Origin of the sequence: Scandinavium goeteborgense (assembly GCF_003935895.2) — a bacterium.
GTDB classification, from domain to species: Bacteria; Pseudomonadota; Gammaproteobacteria; order Enterobacterales; family Enterobacteriaceae; genus Scandinavium; species Scandinavium goeteborgense.
Window position 1 is genome coordinate 825,111 of the sequence record NZ_CP054058.1, and the last position, 17,300, is coordinate 842,410.

Consider the following 17,300-nt stretch of genomic DNA (forward strand, 5'->3'; position numbering starts at 1 on the left):
CAGGTTTTTTTTACCCAAAATTCAGCCCCCTCCTGCTTTCCTGCCGCATCTCATGTAACCTGCAAAAAGTCATTTTTTGCAAAATGGAGTTGATATGCTGTTGGGCTTTTTTCGATTTCTTTTCAGAGTGATGTTTCGGGTTAAAGTCACCGGAAATGCGGCCGCTCTGCGCCAGCCGAAGGTGCTGATCACCCCGAACCATGTCTCGTTTATTGACGGCATTTTACTGGCGCTGTTTTTACCCGTGCGCCCGGTGTTTGCGGTCTATAGCTCTATCAGTCAGAAGTGGTTTATGCGCTGGCTGGCACCGCTCATTGATTTTGTTCCCTTAGATCCGACCAAGCCGATGTCTATCAAGCACTTGGTGCGTCTGGTTGAGCAAGGGCGCCCGGTGGTGATTTTCCCGGAAGGGCGAATTTCCATTACCGGCTCGCTGATGAAAATCTACGACGGCGCGGCCTTCGTGGCGGCAAAGTCGCAGGCGGTGGTGGTTCCGATTCGTATTGAAGGCGCCGAACTGACGTTTGCCAGCCGACTGAAAGGCCTGGTGAAACGCCGCTTCTTCCCGCAAATCCAACTGCATATTTTGCCCCCGACTTCACTGCCGATGCCGGATGCCCCGCGCGCGCGCGATCGCCGTAAAATCGCCGGTGAAATGCTGCATCAGATAATGATGGAAGCCCGGATGGCGGTGCGCCCACGTGAAACGCTGTACGAAGCGCTGCTTTCTGCCCAGCACCGTTATGGCGACAGAAAGCCGTGCATAGAAGACATTAATTTCCAGCCGGATAACTACCGTAAGCTGCTGACCAAAACGCTGTTCGTGGCGCGCATTCTGGAAAAATACAGCGCCAAGGATGAGAAAATTGGCCTGATGTTACCAAATGCCGGGATCAGCGCGGCAGTGATTTTCGGCGCCATTGCCCGGGGGCGAATCCCGGCAATGATGAACTACACCGCGGGCATCAAAGGGCTCTCGAGCGCGATTACCGCGGCGGAAATCAAAACCATCTTTACCTCCCGACAGTTCCTCGATAAAGGGAAACTGTGGCATCTGCCGGAACAGCTGACTCAAGTGCGCTGGGTGTTTCTGGAAGATTTAAAAGGCGACGTGAAGTTGACCGACAAGCTGTGGATTTTCGGCCATCTGTTGATGCCGCATCTGGCACAGGTCAAGCAGCAGCCGGAAGACGCGGCTATCGTGCTGTTCACCTCCGGTTCGGAAGGCAATCCGAAGGGCGTGGTGCACAGTCATAAAAGTATTCTGGCTAACGTCGAGCAGATTAAAACCATTGCAGACTTCACTGCCCGCGACCGTTTTATGTCGGCGCTGCCATTGTTCCACTCTTTCGGCCTGACCGTGGGGCTGTTTACGCCGTTGCTGACTGGGGCGGAAGTGTTTCTCTATCCGAGCCCGCTGCATTATCGCATTGTGCCGGAGCTGGTCTACGATCGTAACTGTACGGTGCTGTTCGGCACCTCCACGTTCCTGGGCCACTACGCGCGTTTTGCCAATCCGTATGATTTCCACAAAGTGCGTTACGTGGTCGCCGGTGCCGAAAAGCTTCAGGACAGCACCAGGCAAATCTGGCAGGACAAATTTGGCCTGCGCATTCTGGAAGGCTACGGCGTAACCGAATGCGCACCGGTGGTCTCGATCAACGTACCGATGGCGGCAAAACCGGGCACGGTTGGCCGCATTTTACCGGGCATGGATGCGCGACTGCTGGCGGTACCGGGCATTGAAGAAGGCGGGCGTTTGCAGTTGAAAGGTCCGAACATCATGAACGGTTATCTGCGCGTGGAAAACCCCGGCGTACTGGAACAGCCGACGGCAGAAAACCCGAACGGCGAGCTGGAAACCGGCTGGTATGACACCGGCGATATCGTGCTGTTTGACGAACAGGGCTTCGTAAAAATTCAGGGCCGTGCCAAGCGCTTCGCGAAAATCGCCGGAGAAATGGTGTCGCTGGAAATGGTCGAGCAGCTCGCACTGGCAGTATCACCCGACAAGCTGCACGCCACGGTGATTAAGCAGGATGCGAGCAAAGGTGAGGCGCTGGTGCTGTTTACCACCGACGCAGAACTGACGCGCGACAAACTGCAGCAGCAGGCGCGAGCCAGCGGAATACCGGAGCTCGCGGTGCCGCGCGATATTCGCTGCCTTAAACAGTTACCACTTCTCGGCAGCGGCAAACCCGATTTTGTCGCCCTCAAAGAGCAGGTTGATCAGGTGGAAAAACCGAATGAGTGAGTCAGTGCACACTAACACTTCATTACGCTCGAAAGGGATGATGGCGGTACTCTGCGCCCAGTTCCTGTCAGCCTTTGGCGATAATGCGCTGCTGTTCGCCGTTCTGGCACTCATGAAAGAGCAGTTCTATCCGGACTGGAGCCAGCCGGTTCTGCAAATGGTGTTTGTGGGCGCTTACATTCTTTTCGCGCCGTTTGTCGGGCAGTTCGCCGACAGCTTCCCGAAAGGCCGGGTGATGATGGTTGCCAACGGAATGAAACTGATTGGTGCGGCGGCTATCTACATGGGCGTAAACCCGTTTATCGGCTATACGCTGGTGGGCGTGGGCGCGGCGGCATATTCCCCGGCGAAATACGGCATTCTTGGCGAGCTGACCACCGGTGACAAACTGGTTAAAGCTAACGGGATGATGGAGTCATCGACCATCGCTGCGATTTTGCTAGGCTCCGTCGCGGGCGGCGTGCTGGCCGACTGGCACGTGCTGGCAGCGCTGGGCGTGTGTGCGCTGGTTTACGCCGGGGCAGTGGTTGCTAACCTGTTCATCACCCGTTTACCGGCGGCCAGAAGCGGGCAGTCCTGGCGTTTCAATGCCATGACCGGCAGTTTCTTCTCAGCCTGTAAAACGCTGTGGTTCAGCCGTGAAACGCGCTTTTCGCTAGTGGGCACTAGCCTTTTCTGGGGCGCGGGCGTCACGCTGCGTTTCCTGCTGGTGCTGTGGGTTCCGGCTGCGTTGGGGATAACCGACAACGCGACGCCGACGTACCTGAATGCGATGGTCGCTGTCGGGATTGTGGTCGGTGCGGGGGCTGCGGCTAAACTCGTGACGCTGGAAACTGTGGCGCGCTGCATGCCGGCAGGCGTTTTGATTGGTGTTGCGGTGGTGATTTTCGCGCTGCAACATGCGCTGTTACCGGCTTACGTTTTGCTGTTGCTGCTGGGGATCTGCGGCGGCTTCTTTGTGGTGCCGCTGAATGCGCTGTTGCAGGAGCGCGGGAAACACACGGTCGGCGCGGGGAATGCGATTGCAGTGCAGAACCTCGGCGAAAACAGCGCGATGCTGATTATGCTCGGCCTTTACTCGCTGGCAGTGATGGTGGGGATACCGGTGGTAGGCGTTGGGATTGGTTTCGGGACGCTGTTTGCGGTCGCGATTCTCGTGCTGTGGGTTTGGGGCCGAGGTAAAAGCAAAACCGTCTCATAACGAGACGGTTTTTAGTGTTTGCTCCCTCTCCCTGTGGGAGAGGGCCGGGGTGAGGGCATCAGACCGCACAAGGTAAAAGTAAAACCGTCTCATAATGAGACGGTTTTTAGTGTTTGCACCCTCTCCCTGTGGGAGAGGGCCGGGGTGAGGGCATCAGACCGCACAAGGCTTAAGGCGCCGGGTAGGTATACACCTTATGCACCGCTTCAATCTCCACCAGAACCTCTTCGCTCAATTCCAGATGCAAACTTTCCACGTTGGTTTTCAACTGCTCCATAGTGGTCGCGCCCAGTAGCGTGCTGGCGACGAACGGCTGACGACGCACGAACGCTAACGCCATCTGAGCCGGATCGAGGTTATGACGCTTCGCGATATCCACATACGCCGCTACCGCTTTCTGTGACTGCTCGCTGCTGTAACGCGTAAAGCGGCTGAACAGCGTGTTTCTTGCCCCGGCCGGTTGCGCACCGTTCAGGTATTTGCCGGTCAGAGTACCGAACGCCAGACAGGAATACGCCAGCAGCTCAACCCCTTCAAACTGGCTCACTTCTGCCAGCGCCACTTCATAGCTGCGGTTAAGCAGGCTATACGGGTTCTGAATCGTGACGATGCGTGGCAGGTCATGTTTATCGGCGAGGTGCAGATAGCGCATCACGCCAAATGCGGTTTCGTTCGAGACGCCGATGTAGCGAATTTTGCCCGCACGCTGGAATTCGGTCAGCGCTTCGAGAGTTTCCAGCAGGGTGATAACCGGCTGTGATTCCGTCCACTCGTAGCCGAGCTTGCCGAAGCAGTTGGTCGCGCGCTGCGGCCAATGAACCTGATACAGGTCGAGATAGTCGGTTTGCAGACGAGTCAGGCTGTTGTGCAGCGCATCGCGGATGTTTTTGCGATCGAGCGCCTGGTTTGGACGAATGCCGTTGTCGTTATTGCGCGTTGGGCCGCTGACTTTTGAGGCCAGTACCAGTTTTTCACGGTTGCCGTGTTTCGCCAGCCAGTTGCCGACGTAGGTTTCGGTCAGACCCTGTGTTTCCGGGCGTGGAGGCACGGGATACATCTCTGCGACGTCAATCAGGTTAATGCCCTGAGCAACGGCGTAATCGAGTTGTGTGTGGGCGTCGGCTTCGCTGTTTTGTTCACCAAACGTCATAGTGCCCAGCCCAAGAGTACTGATCTCCAGTGAGCTGTGGGGGATACGGTGATAGTGCATAGCCGTCTTCCTTTTTGTATATCAACAACGTCATATCAAAAACGTCAGGAAGGACGCGAGAGGCGCCCTGACAAAGGAATATAAACATGGCAGATGCGAGGATAAAGCGGAAGTAAAAAATCAAAAAAGGCCAGACGAGCTGACCTGTTTTCTTTTAGCGCTTAATGATTTGGGAAACATCGTCACGGTTGATCTGCATGCTGTTACCCTGCTGATCGTCGTAACTGATAAGGCCGGTGTCGTCATCAACTTCTGGTTTTCCATCCGTCAGAATCATTCGGCCATCTTTCGTTGCCATCACGTAGTCACTGCTGCAACCGGAAACGGCAAATGCCAGTCCCACCGCAGAAATCAAAACTGCCCATTTTTTCATCATTATTACCCCTTATATGACCGCAACTCATATCATTCTAGATATAACCCGGTAAGGAGTAAGTAAAAAGCAGTAAAATCTTAAAAAGATTGCGGTGCAGCCCTCATTTTGAGGGCTGCCTTTGAATTTAAAGCGGATTTTTTTTATTTCGCAGCAAATTGAGGGTTTCCACGGCAATGGAGAAAAACATCGCGAAATAGATATAACCCTTCGGCACATGAATAGAAAAACTTTCCAGCATTAATGTAAAGCCGACCAGGATAAGGAATGCCAGCGCCAGCATCTTGACCGATGGATGCCTGTCGACAAATTCGCCAATCGGACGCGCAGCAAACATCATCACGCCGACGGCAATCACCACCGCGGCCATCATAATGAACAGATGATCGGACAGACCGACCGCCGTAATCACCGAATCGAGGCTGAAAATAATATCGAGCAGCATGATTTGAACGATCGCGCCGAAGAAGGAGTGGACGTTGGTTTTCAGCCCTTCCTCTTCACCTTCAATCGATTCGTGGATCTCTTTGCTGGCTTTCCAGATAAGGAACAGACCGCCCGCCAGTAAAATCAGGTCGCGGGCTGAAAAGGAGTGGTCGAAAAGCGTAAACAGCGGATTGGTCAGCCTGACGACCCAGGCGATTGACGCCAGCAGCCCAAGTCGCATCATCATCGCCGCAAACAGACCGATTCGGCGAGCGTGATTACGCTGAGCCGTCGGGAGTTTCGCCACCACCAGAGAGAGAAAAATAATATTATCGATGCCCAGAACGATCTCCATGATCGTCAGTGTCCCAAGCGCCATCCACGCGTTAGGATCAGTTACCCATGCAAACATTGTAAATCCTGCCAAAAACGAAAAGCGCAATTATAAGCCACGGACGGCCTTACCCCAAACGAATCATGTCAGAGCAGAAAATGCTGGGCCAGCAGGGCGGCGGTGAAGTTCTTCTTCAGATAAAAACCGCGGGGGAGGGTCAGGATAGGTTCGCCGTGAGTGCCGACGGCTTCGGTCAGGGCTTTACTGTTGGCGGCTTTCGGACGGAGTTGCAGCACCTCGCCGTGGCGAGCGGTAATGCGTTCCACTTGGCCAAGCACAATCAAATCCATCAACTCTTCCCAATCCATGCGCAGCTGATGTTCTTCTTCTGCGCTCGGGCTCCACAGCAGCGGGGTGCCGACGTGACGCTCCGCCAGCGGGATAGCGCGTTCACCTTCGACCGGGATCCACAACACGCGCTTGAGTTTATGCCGGACATGGCTGGTTTCCCAGGTGACGCCGCTGTTGCCGGTCAACGGGGCGACGCAGACAAACGTGGTTTCCAGCGGGCGGCCATTGCGGTCAACGGGGATCGTTTTCAGCTCGACGCCCAGCGCGGCAAAATCCTGCTCGGGTTTACTGCCCGCGCTGGCCCCCAGCCAAATCTCCAGCAGCACGCCAATCCAGCCTTTATCCCGCTTTAAATCGGGGGGAATGGGCAGGTTTGCCATCGCCGCCAATTCACCCAGCGAATAACCCGCCAACTGCTGCGCCTGAGCTAAAAGCTGGGCTTCAGATTGAGGGGAATGACGCAGAGGAGACAAGGGGGACATAACGGCACGCCTTTGGTTGAAAAGTGAGCGGGGTTTATCCCCGTTGTGGAAAGAGTTTACCCTTTTCTGAATAACTACGCCAATATGATGATTTAATAGCGTTTTTTTATTAAAAAAAGCCAACATTTTTTGCGCTGCAAAAGGTTTTCCCCTTCTTGTCACTGACAATGAACAGGATCTTACACCCTGTTATCCACAGAAAAGTGGGATAACTGGGGAAAACCCTCACTACTGTTTCCATTTACAGGCTTGACGTGCGATGAAAATCCAATTTTCACACAAAAAGTGTTTAAGTTAGTGGCACAATCTGTGGATAAAAACGACGTTGTTCGATCTTTCATCAGTGCAAGGATCGCCTGTGTGACGATCGTCACGTTATGGCATATTTAATGAAAAGGAACCAATTTAACTAGATGAATAACATCATTTTATTTTTATGTGGAAAAATCACGTTTTTAGGACGAATCAAGGTTTTCCCATGGTAACTCGCGACTTCTTCACAACTCTATCCACAGAAAAAGTGAATAAAATGGTCCCGTGACGGTCCTATCTGTTTATAACTTTGATGATAGCTGTGAGTTATTCAATTGTTATCCGGTGTTATCGCCGCAAGAGAGTGGTTTACCGTTTCCGGCGAGTGTGAAACAATCATTCACATTGAAAATTGTTTTTAGAGGTAGTCCGGTGATTGATGACGATGGCTACCGCCCAAATGTTGGAATTGTAATCTGCAATCGCCAGGGCCAGGTAATGTGGGCCAGGCGTTATGGCCAACACTCCTGGCAGTTCCCTCAAGGAGGGATCAACCCGGGCGAGTCCGCTGAGCAGGCGATGTATCGGGAATTGTTTGAAGAAGTTGGGCTAAGCCGTAAAGATGTGCGGATCCTGGCCTCTACCCGGAACTGGTTGCGTTACAAGTTACCGAAACGTTTGGTGCGTTGGGACACAAAGCCGGTTTGTATCGGCCAGAAACAAAAGTGGTTTCTCCTGCAGTTGATAGGCAACGATGCCGATATCAACATGCAAACCAGCAGTACCCCGGAATTCGATGGTTGGCGCTGGGTAAGTTACTGGTACCCGGTGCGTCAGGTGGTGTCGTTTAAACGCGATGTCTACCGTCGGGTGATGAAGGAGTTTGCAGGCGTTGTGCTGGCGCTGACGGAAAGTACCCCGAAACCGCAGAACACCGCCCCTGCTTATCGACGTAAAAGAGGTTAAGCCACGCACATTATGCTCACCCGGTTGCGAGAAATAGTCGAGAAAGTGGCCAGTGCGCCCCGTGTGAACGAGGCGCTCGATATTCTGGTAACAGATATCTGTCAGGCAATGGAAACCGAAGTGTGTTCGGTTTACCTCGCTGACCACGACAGGCGCTGCTATTACCTGATGGCCACGCGCGGGCTGAAAAAGCCCCGCGGCCGGACTATTACACTCGCTTTTGATGAAGGTGTCGTTGGCCTGGTGGGACGCCTCGCGGAGCCCATTAACCTCGCGGATGCGCAAAAGCACCCGAGCTTCAAATACATCCCTTCCGTAAAAGAGGAAAAGTACCGCGCGTTTCTTGGCGTGCCGATCATTCAGCGCCGCCAACTGCTTGGCGTGCTGGTAGTTCAGCAGCGCGAACTGCGTCAGTTCGACGAAAGTGAAGAATCCTTCCTCGTTACGCTCGCCACTCAAATGGCGGCGATCCTCTCTCAGTCTCAGCTCACGGCGCTGTTTGGTCAGTACCGTCAAACGCGTATTCGCGCACTGGCGGCTGCATCCGGGGTAGCGATTGCCCAGGGCTGGATGGATTCCACGCTGCCGTTGATGGAGCAAGTGTACGAAGCCTCAACGCTGGATACCGCACTTGAGCGCGAGCGTCTGACCGGTGCGCTTGAAGAGGCGGCCGGTGAATTTCGTCGTTACAGCAAGCGTTTTGCTGCCGGGGCCCAGAAAGAAACCGCGGCTATCTTTGATCTCTATTCTCACCTGTTATCAGACGCTCGTCTGCGCAAAGAGCTGTTCGCTGAAGTGGACAAAGGCTCGGTGGCAGAGTGGGCGGTCAAAACCATCATTGAGAAATTTGCTGCCCAGTTCGCGGCCCTGAGTGATGGCTATCTTAAAGAGCGTGCGGGCGATCTCCGCGCACTGGGCCAACGTCTGCTTTTCCATCTCGATGACTCCGTGCAGGGCCCGAACGCCTGGCCGGAACGCTTCGTGCTGGTGGCGGATGAGCTCTCGGCGACCACGCTTGCCGAAGTGCCGCAGGACAGACTGATGGGCGTCGTGGTGCGCGACGGCGCGGCGAACTCTCACGCCGCCATTATGGTGCGGGCGCTGGGTATCCCGACGGTGATGGGCGCCGACATTCAGCCTTCGGTGCTGCATGGTCGTATGCTGGTGGTCGATGGCTACCGCGGAGAGTTGCTGGTCGATCCCGAGCCGGTTCTCCTGCAGGAATACCAACGGCTGGTCACCGAAGAAAACGAGCTCAGCCGAATCGCGGAAGATGACGTTGATCGTCCGGCGCAGCTGAAAAGCGGCGAACGCGTGAAGGTCATGCTGAATGCCGGTTTAAGCCCAGAGCACGAAGAAAAGCTCGGCAGCCGCATCGACGGCATCGGGCTTTATCGCACTGAAATCCCGTTTATGCTGCAAAGCGGTTTCCCGTCGGAAGAAGAGCAGGTATCCCAGTATCAGGGCATGCTGCAAATGTTCAACGACAAACCGGTGACCCTGCGAACGCTGGACGTCGGGGCCGACAAACAGCTGCCGTACATGCCCATCAGCGAAGAAAATCCTTGCCTCGGCTGGCGCGGGATCCGCATCACGCTCGATCAGCCAGAGATTTTCCTGGTTCAGGTTCGCGCGATGCTGCGTGCCAACGCTGCAACGGGTAACCTCAGTATTTTGCTGCCGATGATCACCAGTATTGATGAAGTCGATGAGGCCAAACGCCTGATTGAGCGTGCCGGGCGCGAAGTGGAAGAGATGATCGGCTACGAGATCCCGAAACCGCGGATCGGTGTGATGCTGGAAGTGCCCTCGATGGTATTCATGCTGCCGCATCTGACTCGCCGGGTTGATTTCATCTCCGTTGGTACCAACGATCTGACGCAATATTTATTGGCCGTCGACAGAAACAACACCCGCGTAGCCAACATGTACGATAGCCTGCACCCGGCGCTGCTTCGCGCACTGTCGATGATTGCTCAGGACGCCGAGCGCCTCGACATCGATCTGCGCGTATGCGGTGAAATGGCAGGCGACCCGATGTGCGTGACTATCCTGATTGGCCTGGGTTTCCGCCATTTGTCGATGAACGGACGTTCAGTGGCTCGCGTGAAATACCTGCTGCGCCACATCGAGCTTGAAGATGCGAAAAACCTGGCTCAGCGTAGCCTGGATGCGCAACTTGCGACCGAAGTACGCCATCAGGTGGCGGCATTTATGGAACGCCGGGGCCTTGGCGGCCTGATTCGCGGCGGCAGATAAGCGTCAGTTTCCGGCGGCGCCTCTGCCTGCTGGACCGGTGTTTATACATATCTTTTACATCTTTAAGCGCCTCCCAGCCGACTGCCTTGTGCTATCATTCGCACCTTTGGGGCAGTCTTCAGGCTGCACGTCTCTACCGCTGACCACTTTCGGCGGAATAACAAGCACTTGTGGTGACAGATGAATAGTGGTTATCTGCATTTCCCGGAGTTTGATCCGGTGATTTTTTCCATTGGACCGGTTGCACTTCACTGGTACGGACTGATGTATCTCGTCGGCTTTATTTTTGCTATGTGGTTGGCGTCTCGCAGGGCGAACCGACCGGGCAGCGGTTGGACGAAGAACGAAGTCGAAAACCTGCTGTACGCCGGATTCCTCGGGGTATTCCTCGGTGGGCGTATCGGCTATGTCCTGTTCTACAACATGCCGGTGTTCCTCAGCGATCCGCTGTATCTGTTCCGCGTCTGGGATGGCGGCATGTCGTTCCACGGCGGCCTGATTGGCGTTATCGTCGTCATGATTGTCTTTGCCAAACGCACGAAGCGCACCTTCTTCCAGGTTGCTGACTTTATTGCACCACTGATCCCGTTTGGTCTCGGCGCTGGTCGTCTGGGCAACTTCATCAACGGCGAACTGTGGGGCCGCGTTGACCCTTCCTTCCATTACACCATGCTGTTCCCGGGCTCCCGTGCGGAAGACCTGGCGTTACTGCCGTCGCATCCTGAATGGCAGTCTCTGTTCGATCAGTACGGCGTGCTGCCGCGTCATGCGTCGCAGCTTTACGAACTGGCGCTGGAAGGCGTGGTGCTGTTTATCATCCTCAACCTGTTTATCCGCAAGCCGCGCCCGACGGGCTCTGTTTCAGGCCTGTTCCTGATTGGCTACGGTCTGTTCCGCATCATCGTCGAATTCTTCCGCCAGCCGGATGCACAGTTCACCGGTGAGTGGGTGCAGTACATCAGCATGGGGCAGATCCTCTCCATTCCGATGGTTCTGGCAGGTATCATCATGATGGTTTGGGCGTATCGTCATCGTCCACAGCAACAAGTCTCCTGAGGAAGCATGAAACAGTATCTTGAACTGATGCAGAAGGTGCTCGATGAGGGCACCCCAAAAAATGACCGTACCGGTACCGGCACGCTATCAATTTTCGGCCACCAGATGCGCTTCAACCTGCAGGATGGTTTCCCGCTGGTCACGACCAAGCGCTGTCATTTACGCTCCATCATCCATGAGCTGTTGTGGTTCCTGAAAGGTGACACTAACGTTGCGTATCTGCATGAAAACAATGTCTCCATCTGGGATGAATGGGCTGACGATCAGGGCAACCTGGGCCCGGTGTACGGTAAGCAATGGCGCGCATGGCCAACGCCAGACGGTCGCCATATTGACCAAATCACCACCGTCATCGAACAGCTGAAAAATGACCCCGATTCGCGTCGCATCATTGTGTCAGCCTGGAACGTCGGCGAGCTGGACAAAATGGCGCTGGCGCCGTGCCACGCGTTCTTCCAGTTCTACGTGGCAGATGGCAAGCTCTCCTGCCAGCTGTATCAGCGTTCTTGCGATGTGTTCCTCGGCCTGCCATTTAACATCGCCAGCTACGCGCTGTTGGTGCATATGGTGGCCCAGCAATGTGACCTCGAAGTCGGTGACTTCGTCTGGACCGGGGGCGACACGCACCTGTACAGCAATCACATGGACCAGACGCATCTGCAGCTGAGCCGTGAGACTCGTGCACTGCCGAAGCTGGTTATCAAACGTAAACCGGCGTCCATCTTCGATTATCAATTCGATGATTTCGAGATTGAAGGCTACGATCCGCACCCCGGTATTAAAGCCCCTGTGGCGATTTAAATCACCTGAAATCAACCGGCCCACGCGGCCGGTTTTCATTTTCTGAAGCACCCTTCCTGTTTTCCTGTAACCCGCTGCAACCCGATAAATTCCCTCTGAATCGTGCCCGTAAAACGCGGAATCCCCATTCGCGTTGATTAACCTCTCACTGCATATTGCGGCCATGAAACGAGAACAGGGTTACACCCTTATTGAAATGCTGGTTGCTATCTCGCTGGTGATTATTCTCAGCAGCGGAGGGCTGTATGGCTGGCAGCGCTGGCAACAACAGCAGCGTCTATGGCAAACCGCTGGGCAGGTAAGAGACTATCTGGTCATGCTGCGTAACGATGCTAACTGGCATCATCGCGATCGTCTGCTTCGTGTCGAGCGCGCGGAGCAAGGTTGGTGTCTGAGTGCCTTGAGTGAAGAGACATCCGGCTGCACAGCGCAAAGCATTTTCGTTTTACGCCCTCGGTGGCCGGAAGTGGTACTCAGCGAGATCACGCCCAACCTGGGTTTCTACGGTTTGCGAAGCACCGCCTGGCCCGGGCATATCACGCTTAAAAGCAGCACAGGAAGCTGGAGTTTGATTGTCTCCGGCTGGGGACGCGTACGTCTGTGTCAGGGAGGAAGCGACAAATCATGCCAGTAAATCAGCAGGGGTTTTCGTTAATTGAAGTCCTGATTGCCATGGCGATTGGCAGCACCCTGTTGCTTGCGACGGCGCGCTTTTTACCCGCGTTACAAATGGCCACTCTCCGGCAGACCCAGCAGCAGGTGCTTGAAGAGGAAATCTGGCAGCGGCTATTTGCCGTTTCCAGCCATCTGCAACGGGCTGGATTTTGCCGGGGAGCCTGTAGTGGTGAAGCTGTGCTCATTGAAAACCACTGCCTGCGGGTTCGTTGGGACAGCAATCTCAACGGCGTCTGGGAGGAAACCCCTGCGGCAAATTCTGACGTAACAGGTTTCAGGCTCAATGATGGCGCTCTGGAAACGCTGCGCGGCGCAACAGAATGCAACGCGAAAGGGTGGGAGAAAATGACCGACCCCGATTTCCTTGTCGTCGATGGATTTAAGGTTCAGAGACATAATATCAGCGGCTTTTCGCCTGAGTTTGAGGTGACCCTTTTAGCACATCTGAAGGGCCGCCCGACCGTTCAGGTGAGCGCCAGCCATACCGTAACAGGACACAATTTATGAACCGGCAAAAAGGGATGTCATCACTCATGCTGGTGTTGCTGATGCTCGTGCTCGGTAGCCTGATGCTGCAGGGGATCAGCATTCAGCATCAGGCCCGGTTGTCGCAGGCAAGCCTGGAAAAACAGGCAATTCAGGACAGCATGGATGCGGAATCGTTGCTTGAGTGGGGGCGCGTGTTTGCCTGGCCGCTGTCGCCGGTCTTGCAATGCCAGACCCTGCCTGGTTTCGCCGGGCGAGTATGCTTACGGTTCTTCGCTGATGGTACCGCGTTGTTGATTGCCAATTGTAGGGACCAAACCCGGTGGCAAACGGCTTCAGTTAACGACAATTCCCTGCACGTAGACCGCAACGGCTGGAGTGATTTTTGTCCGCGCAAAGAGGCCTCACAATGCCAGCATCCTTGAATCGACAGCAGGGTTTTAGCCTGCCCGAAGTGCTGCTGAGTGTGGTGTTGATGATGATGGTGGTTACGGCGCTATCAGGTTTACACAGCCAGCTTGCAATCGGTGGTGCGCAGTTGAGTTTGTATCAACAACTTTGGCGCGAAGGATGGAACCACAGCCAGCTCCATACCGCCGCGATGCCCCAAGGCTGGCAGCTTAACCGTGTGCAGACAAGCCGCCAAAGATGTGTCAGCATCAAGGTCATGATCACCACCCCCGTGGGGAGGCAGGGGCAAATGTCTCGCCTTCATTGTCCACAAAGTTAATGGCTTAACCGCGAGCGTCAGGAGCGAATATGTTACGGGTCTACCACTCCAACCGTCTGGATGTGCTGGAAGCATTGATGGAGTTTATTGTTGAGCAGGACCGGCTTAACGACCCCTTCGAACCTGAAATGGTGCTGGTGCAAAGTACTGGTATGGCCCAATGGCTGCAGATGACGCTGTCAAAGCGTTTCGGCATCGCGGCCAACATTGATTTTCCGCTTCCCGCCAGCTTTATCTGGGACATGTTTGTTCGCGTATTGCCGGAAATCCCCGAGCAAAGTGCCTTTAATAAACAAAGCATGAGCTGGAAGTTGATGACACTGCTGCCCGGAATGCTTGAGCAGGAAGCGTTCACGCCGTTGCGCCAGTATCTGTCAGACGATAGCGACAAACGTAAGCTGTTCCAGCTGGCTTCTCGCGTAGCCGATCTCTATGACCAGTATCTGGTTTACCGCCCGGAATGGCTAACCCGCTGGGAAGCCGACGAGCGCATTGACGGCATTGATGAGGCGCAGCTTTGGCAGGCACCGCTGTGGAAAGCACTGGTGGAACACACCGCCGCGTTGGGGCAGCCTCTCTGGCATCGTGCCAATCTGTACCAACGCTTCATTACCGCGCTGGAAAACAGCGAACAGCCTCCGGCGGGTTTACCGTCCCGGGTGTTTATCTGCGGGATTTCAGCCCTGCCGCCGGTCTATCTGCAGGCACTTCAGGCGCTGGGTAAGCATGTTGACGTTTATGTGCTGTTCACCAACCCCTGTCGTTATTACTGGGGCGACATTAAAGATCCGGCGTTTCTGGCGAAGCTTTTGGCGCGTCAGCGTCGGCATCATCGTGAACAGCGTGAACTTCCCTTATTCCGAGACAGCCAACAGGCTCCTGCGTTGTTTAATGCCGATGGCGAACAGGATATCGGTAACCCGATGCTGGCTTCATGGGGCAAGCTCGGTCGGGATTACATCTACCTGCTGGCCGGGCTCGAACGCTATCAGGAACTGGATGCCTTCGTCGATATTGAGCCGGATAACCTGCTGCACAATCTGCAATACGACATTCTGGAACTACAAAACAGCGCGGTCGCCGGGCGCACTGCGGAAGAATTTGCCCGCAGCGACAGCAAACGCACGCTGGATCCTGACGATCGCAGCCTGAGTATTCACGTCTGTCACAGCCCGCAGCGCGAAGTGGAAGTGCTGCACGATCGCCTACTGGCGATGCTGGAAGAGAATAAAGAGTTGTCCCCGCGCGACATCATCGTGATGGTCTCTGATATTGACAGCTACAGCCCGTTTATTCAGGCCGTGTTCGGCAGCGCCAGCGGCGATCGCTATGTGCCGTGGGCAATCTCTGACCGTCGGGCGCGCCAATCCCATCCGGCACTACAGGCGTTTATTACACTGCTCTCGCTGCCAGACAGCCGGTTCGTCAGTGAAGATGTTCTCGCCCTGCTGGATGTCCCGGTCCTGGCGGCTCGCTTTAATATCGATGAAGAGGGGCTGCGTTATCTGAGACTGTGGGTTAACGAGTCCGGCGTTCGCTGGGGCATGGACGACGATAATGTTCGCGAATGGGATCTGCCGCCAACGGGCCAGCACACCTGGCGCTTTGGCCTGACGCGCATGCTGCTTGGCTACGCCATGGAAAGCAATCAGGGCGAATGGCAGTCAATTTTGCCATACGATGAATCCAGTGGATTAATCGCCGAGCTGGTCGGCCATCTGGCGTCGTTGCTGATGAAACTGAACCAGTGGCGACTGCGCCTGACGGAAGAGCGGGTGCTCTCCGACTGGCTGCCTGTCTGCCGTGAAATGCTCAACGACTTCTTCCTGCCGGATCCAGATACCGAAGCGGCGCTGGCACTGATTGAACAGCAATGGCAAGGCATTATCGAGCAGGGACTGGAATCCCACTACGGTGAAACTGTGCCGCTGTCGCTGCTACGTGACGAGCTGGCGCAGCGCCTTGATCAGGAGCGCATCAGCCAGCGTTTCCTCGCAGGTCCAGTGAACATCTGCACCCTGATGCCAATGCGTTCTATTCCATTCAAAGTGGTCTGCCTGCTGGGAATGAACGACGGCATTTATCCACGTGCGCTGGCACCGCTGGGCTTTGATTTGATGAGTCAGAAGCCAGTGCGCGGCGATCGTAGTCGCCGGGACGACGACCGCTATCTGTTCCTGGAAGCGCTGATGTCAGCCGAGCAAAAGCTGTATATCAGCTACATCGGCCGGTCTATCCAGGATAACAGCGAGCGCTACCCGTCAGTGTTGGTGCAGGAGCTGGTCGATTACATCGGTCAGAGCCACTGTCTGCAGGGCGACGAAATGCTCAACTGTGATGAAAGCGAACAGCGGGTGAAAACGCATATTCTCCATCAGCACAGCCGTATGCCGTTTGATGCCGTCAATTTCATGCCGGGCGAGACGCAAAGTTACGCCCGCGAATGGCTCAAAGCGGCGAGCCTGGAAGGCGAGGCGCACAGTGAATTTATCCAGCCTCTACCGCCAGTAGTGATTGAGACGCTGCCTTTCGAACAGCTGCAGCGTTTCTGGCTGCACCCTGTCAGGGCGTTTTTCCAGATGCGCCTGCAGGTGAATTTCCGCATTGAAGAGAACGAAATTCCTGAAACGGAGCCGTTCACTCTCGAAGGTCTGTCACGTTATCAGCTGAATCAGCAACTGGTGAATACGCTGGTGGAAGAGCAGGACGCTAGCCTGATGTTCCGCCGTTTTCGTGCCGGGGGCGAACTGCCGTACGGAGCCTTTGGCGAAATTGCCTGGGACGACCAGTGCCAAGAGATGCAGGCCCTGGCCGACAGGGTTAGCACCCAAAGAAAGCCCGGGAAAAGTCTGGAAATTGATCTGCACTGTGACGGGGTCAATATCACTGGCTGGCTACCACAGGTACAGTCGGACGGCCTGCTGCGTTGGCGTCCGTCATTGCAGAACGTCTCGCAAGGGATGCAACTTTGGCTGGAGCATCTTGTCTATTGCGCCAGTGGCGGAGAAGGTGAAAGCCGTCTGTTACTACGTAAAGAAGGCGAGTGGCGTTTCCCACCGCTGGCCGCGCAGGAGGCTATGACATATTTATCGGAGCTGGTGGCAGGTTACCGTGAAGGATTGTCTCAGCCACTGCTGTTCCTCCCTGAAAGTGGGGGGGCATGGCTGAAAGCCTGTTATGACAGCGAAAATAATGTCATTTTATGGGATGAAGCAACACAACAGAAAGCGCGCAGTAAGTTCATGCAAGCCTGGGAAGGCAGTATGGTGATTCGCGGCGAAGGGGCCGATGTCTGGTACCAGCGCCTGTGGCGAACCCTTGAACCTGAAAGCGTTGAAGCGATTCTCGCGCAGGCAGAGCGTTACCTGCAGCCTGTTTTTCGTTTCCATCAGTCATAGCCGCTGTATAAAAATTGCGCAGGTATCGGGATTCCATTATCATGCG

General features: G+C 55.1%; 15 protein-coding genes. 11 read left to right on the forward strand and 4 right to left on the reverse strand.

Annotated features, from left to right (window positions below; translation table 11 throughout):
* Nucleotides 1-94: 94 nt before the first annotated feature.
* Complete coding sequence (gene aas / locus A8O29_RS04750; RefSeq protein WP_174081223.1) at nt 95-2,254, forward strand: bifunctional acyl-ACP--phospholipid O-acyltransferase/long-chain-fatty-acid--ACP ligase; 2,160 nt, start codon at nt 95-97, stop codon at nt 2,252-2,254.
* Complete coding sequence (gene lplT / locus A8O29_RS04755; RefSeq protein ID WP_125354915.1) at nt 2,247-3,455, forward strand: lysophospholipid transporter LplT; 1,209 nt, start codon at nt 2,247-2,249, stop codon at nt 3,453-3,455. Before aas ends, lplT begins: the two co-directional genes overlap by 8 nt.
* Nucleotides 3,456-3,624: 169 nt before the next feature.
* Here the strand turns inward: lplT and A8O29_RS04760 are convergent, their stop codons facing one another.
* The 4 genes from A8O29_RS04760 to mutH form a co-directional block, all read right to left on the reverse strand.
* Nucleotides 3,625-4,665: an NADP(H)-dependent aldo-keto reductase gene (locus A8O29_RS04760; RefSeq protein ID WP_125354916.1), complete on the reverse strand. Its 1,041-nt coding sequence runs from the start codon at nt 4,663-4,665 to the stop codon at nt 3,625-3,627.
* Nucleotides 4,666-4,819: 154 nt separating this feature from the next.
* Nucleotides 4,820-5,038, reverse strand: a complete 219-nt coding sequence (locus tag A8O29_RS04765) for a YgdI/YgdR family lipoprotein (RefSeq protein WP_125354929.1) — start codon at nt 5,036-5,038, stop codon at nt 4,820-4,822.
* A gap of 127 nt (nt 5,039-5,165) precedes the next feature.
* Complete coding sequence (locus A8O29_RS04770) at nt 5,166-5,876, reverse strand: TerC family protein (protein WP_125354917.1); 711 nt, start codon at nt 5,874-5,876, stop codon at nt 5,166-5,168.
* Nucleotides 5,877-5,944: 68 nt separating this feature from the next.
* Complete coding sequence (gene mutH, locus A8O29_RS04775) at nt 5,945-6,631, reverse strand: DNA mismatch repair endonuclease MutH (protein WP_125354918.1); 687 nt, start codon at nt 6,629-6,631, stop codon at nt 5,945-5,947.
* Between the two features lie 684 nt (nt 6,632-7,315).
* On the opposite strand from mutH, the gene rppH reads away from it, so the two are divergent.
* The 9 genes from rppH (at nt 7,316) to recC (ending at nt 17,254) form a co-directional block, all read left to right on the forward strand.
* On the forward strand, nt 7,316-7,849 hold the full coding sequence (gene rppH / locus A8O29_RS04780) for an RNA pyrophosphohydrolase (protein WP_110511458.1): 534 nt from the start codon (nt 7,316-7,318) through the stop codon (nt 7,847-7,849).
* A gap of 12 nt (nt 7,850-7,861) precedes the next feature.
* The gene (ptsP, locus tag A8O29_RS04785; protein ID WP_125354919.1) at nt 7,862-10,108 is read left to right on the forward strand and encodes a phosphoenolpyruvate--protein phosphotransferase; all 2,247 of its coding nucleotides are present in this window, start codon (nt 7,862-7,864) and stop codon (nt 10,106-10,108) included.
* Between the two features lie 180 nt (nt 10,109-10,288).
* Entirely contained in the window at nt 10,289-11,164 is an 876-nt protein-coding gene (gene lgt, locus A8O29_RS04790) for a prolipoprotein diacylglyceryl transferase (protein ID WP_110511456.1), read from the forward strand.
* 6 nt (nt 11,165-11,170) lie between these two features.
* Nucleotides 11,171-11,965, forward strand: a complete 795-nt coding sequence (gene thyA / locus A8O29_RS04795) for a thymidylate synthase (protein ID WP_110511455.1) — start codon at nt 11,171-11,173, stop codon at nt 11,963-11,965.
* A 163-nt stretch (nt 11,966-12,128) separates the two neighbouring features.
* Nucleotides 12,129-12,599, forward strand: coding sequence for a prepilin peptidase-dependent protein (locus A8O29_RS04800; protein WP_125354920.1), 471 nt, complete (start codon nt 12,129-12,131; stop codon nt 12,597-12,599).
* Nucleotides 12,590-13,147 carry a prepilin peptidase-dependent protein gene (locus A8O29_RS04805; protein WP_125354921.1) on the forward strand — a complete coding sequence of 186 codons (558 nt, stop codon included), beginning with the start codon at nt 12,590-12,592 and terminating at the stop codon, nt 13,145-13,147. Before A8O29_RS04800 ends, A8O29_RS04805 begins: the two co-directional genes overlap by 10 nt.
* Nucleotides 13,144-13,551, forward strand: coding sequence for a DUF2509 family protein (locus A8O29_RS04810; RefSeq protein WP_125354922.1), 408 nt, complete (start codon nt 13,144-13,146; stop codon nt 13,549-13,551). Before A8O29_RS04805 ends, A8O29_RS04810 begins: the two co-directional genes overlap by 4 nt.
* A complete protein-coding gene (locus A8O29_RS04815; RefSeq protein WP_125354923.1) occupies nt 13,536-13,856 on the forward strand; it encodes a prepilin-type N-terminal cleavage/methylation domain-containing protein in 321 nt (106 codons plus the stop codon). Before A8O29_RS04810 ends, A8O29_RS04815 begins: the two co-directional genes overlap by 16 nt.
* Nucleotides 13,857-13,885: 29 nt before the next feature.
* Nucleotides 13,886-17,254, forward strand: coding sequence for an exodeoxyribonuclease V subunit gamma (recC, locus tag A8O29_RS04820; RefSeq protein ID WP_125354924.1), 3,369 nt, complete (start codon nt 13,886-13,888; stop codon nt 17,252-17,254).
* Nucleotides 17,255-17,300: the final 46 nt, after the last annotated feature.

What these genes read in the sequence shown, in the direction of transcription:
- A8O29_RS04760 (WP_125354916.1), bottom strand. Translation starts at nt 4,665, where the DNA reads ATGCACTATCACCGTATCCCCCACAGCTCACTGGAGATCAGTACTCTT.
- A8O29_RS04800 (WP_125354920.1), top strand. Translation starts at nt 12,129, where the DNA reads ATGAAACGAGAACAGGGTTACACCCTTATTGAAATGCTGGTTGCTATC.
- A8O29_RS04810 (WP_125354922.1), top strand. Translation starts at nt 13,144, where the DNA reads ATGAACCGGCAAAAAGGGATGTCATCACTCATGCTGGTGTTGCTGATG.
- mutH (WP_125354918.1), bottom strand. Translation starts at nt 6,631, where the DNA reads ATGTCCCCCTTGTCTCCTCTGCGTCATTCCCCTCAATCTGAAGCCCAG.
- lgt (WP_110511456.1), top strand. Translation starts at nt 10,289, where the DNA reads ATGAATAGTGGTTATCTGCATTTCCCGGAGTTTGATCCGGTGATTTTT.
- ptsP (WP_125354919.1), top strand. Translation starts at nt 7,862, where the DNA reads ATGCTCACCCGGTTGCGAGAAATAGTCGAGAAAGTGGCCAGTGCGCCC.
- A8O29_RS04805 (WP_125354921.1), top strand. Translation starts at nt 12,590, where the DNA reads ATGCCAGTAAATCAGCAGGGGTTTTCGTTAATTGAAGTCCTGATTGCC.
- A8O29_RS04815 (WP_125354923.1), top strand. Translation starts at nt 13,536, where the DNA reads ATGCCAGCATCCTTGAATCGACAGCAGGGTTTTAGCCTGCCCGAAGTG.
- thyA (WP_110511455.1), top strand. Translation starts at nt 11,171, where the DNA reads ATGAAACAGTATCTTGAACTGATGCAGAAGGTGCTCGATGAGGGCACC.
- lplT (WP_125354915.1), top strand. Translation starts at nt 2,247, where the DNA reads ATGAGTGAGTCAGTGCACACTAACACTTCATTACGCTCGAAAGGGATG.
- aas (WP_174081223.1), top strand. Translation starts at nt 95, where the DNA reads ATGCTGTTGGGCTTTTTTCGATTTCTTTTCAGAGTGATGTTTCGGGTT.
- A8O29_RS04765 (WP_125354929.1), bottom strand. Translation starts at nt 5,038, where the DNA reads ATGAAAAAATGGGCAGTTTTGATTTCTGCGGTGGGACTGGCATTTGCC.
- recC (WP_125354924.1), top strand. Translation starts at nt 13,886, where the DNA reads ATGTTACGGGTCTACCACTCCAACCGTCTGGATGTGCTGGAAGCATTG.
- A8O29_RS04770 (WP_125354917.1), bottom strand. Translation starts at nt 5,876, where the DNA reads ATGTTTGCATGGGTAACTGATCCTAACGCGTGGATGGCGCTTGGGACA.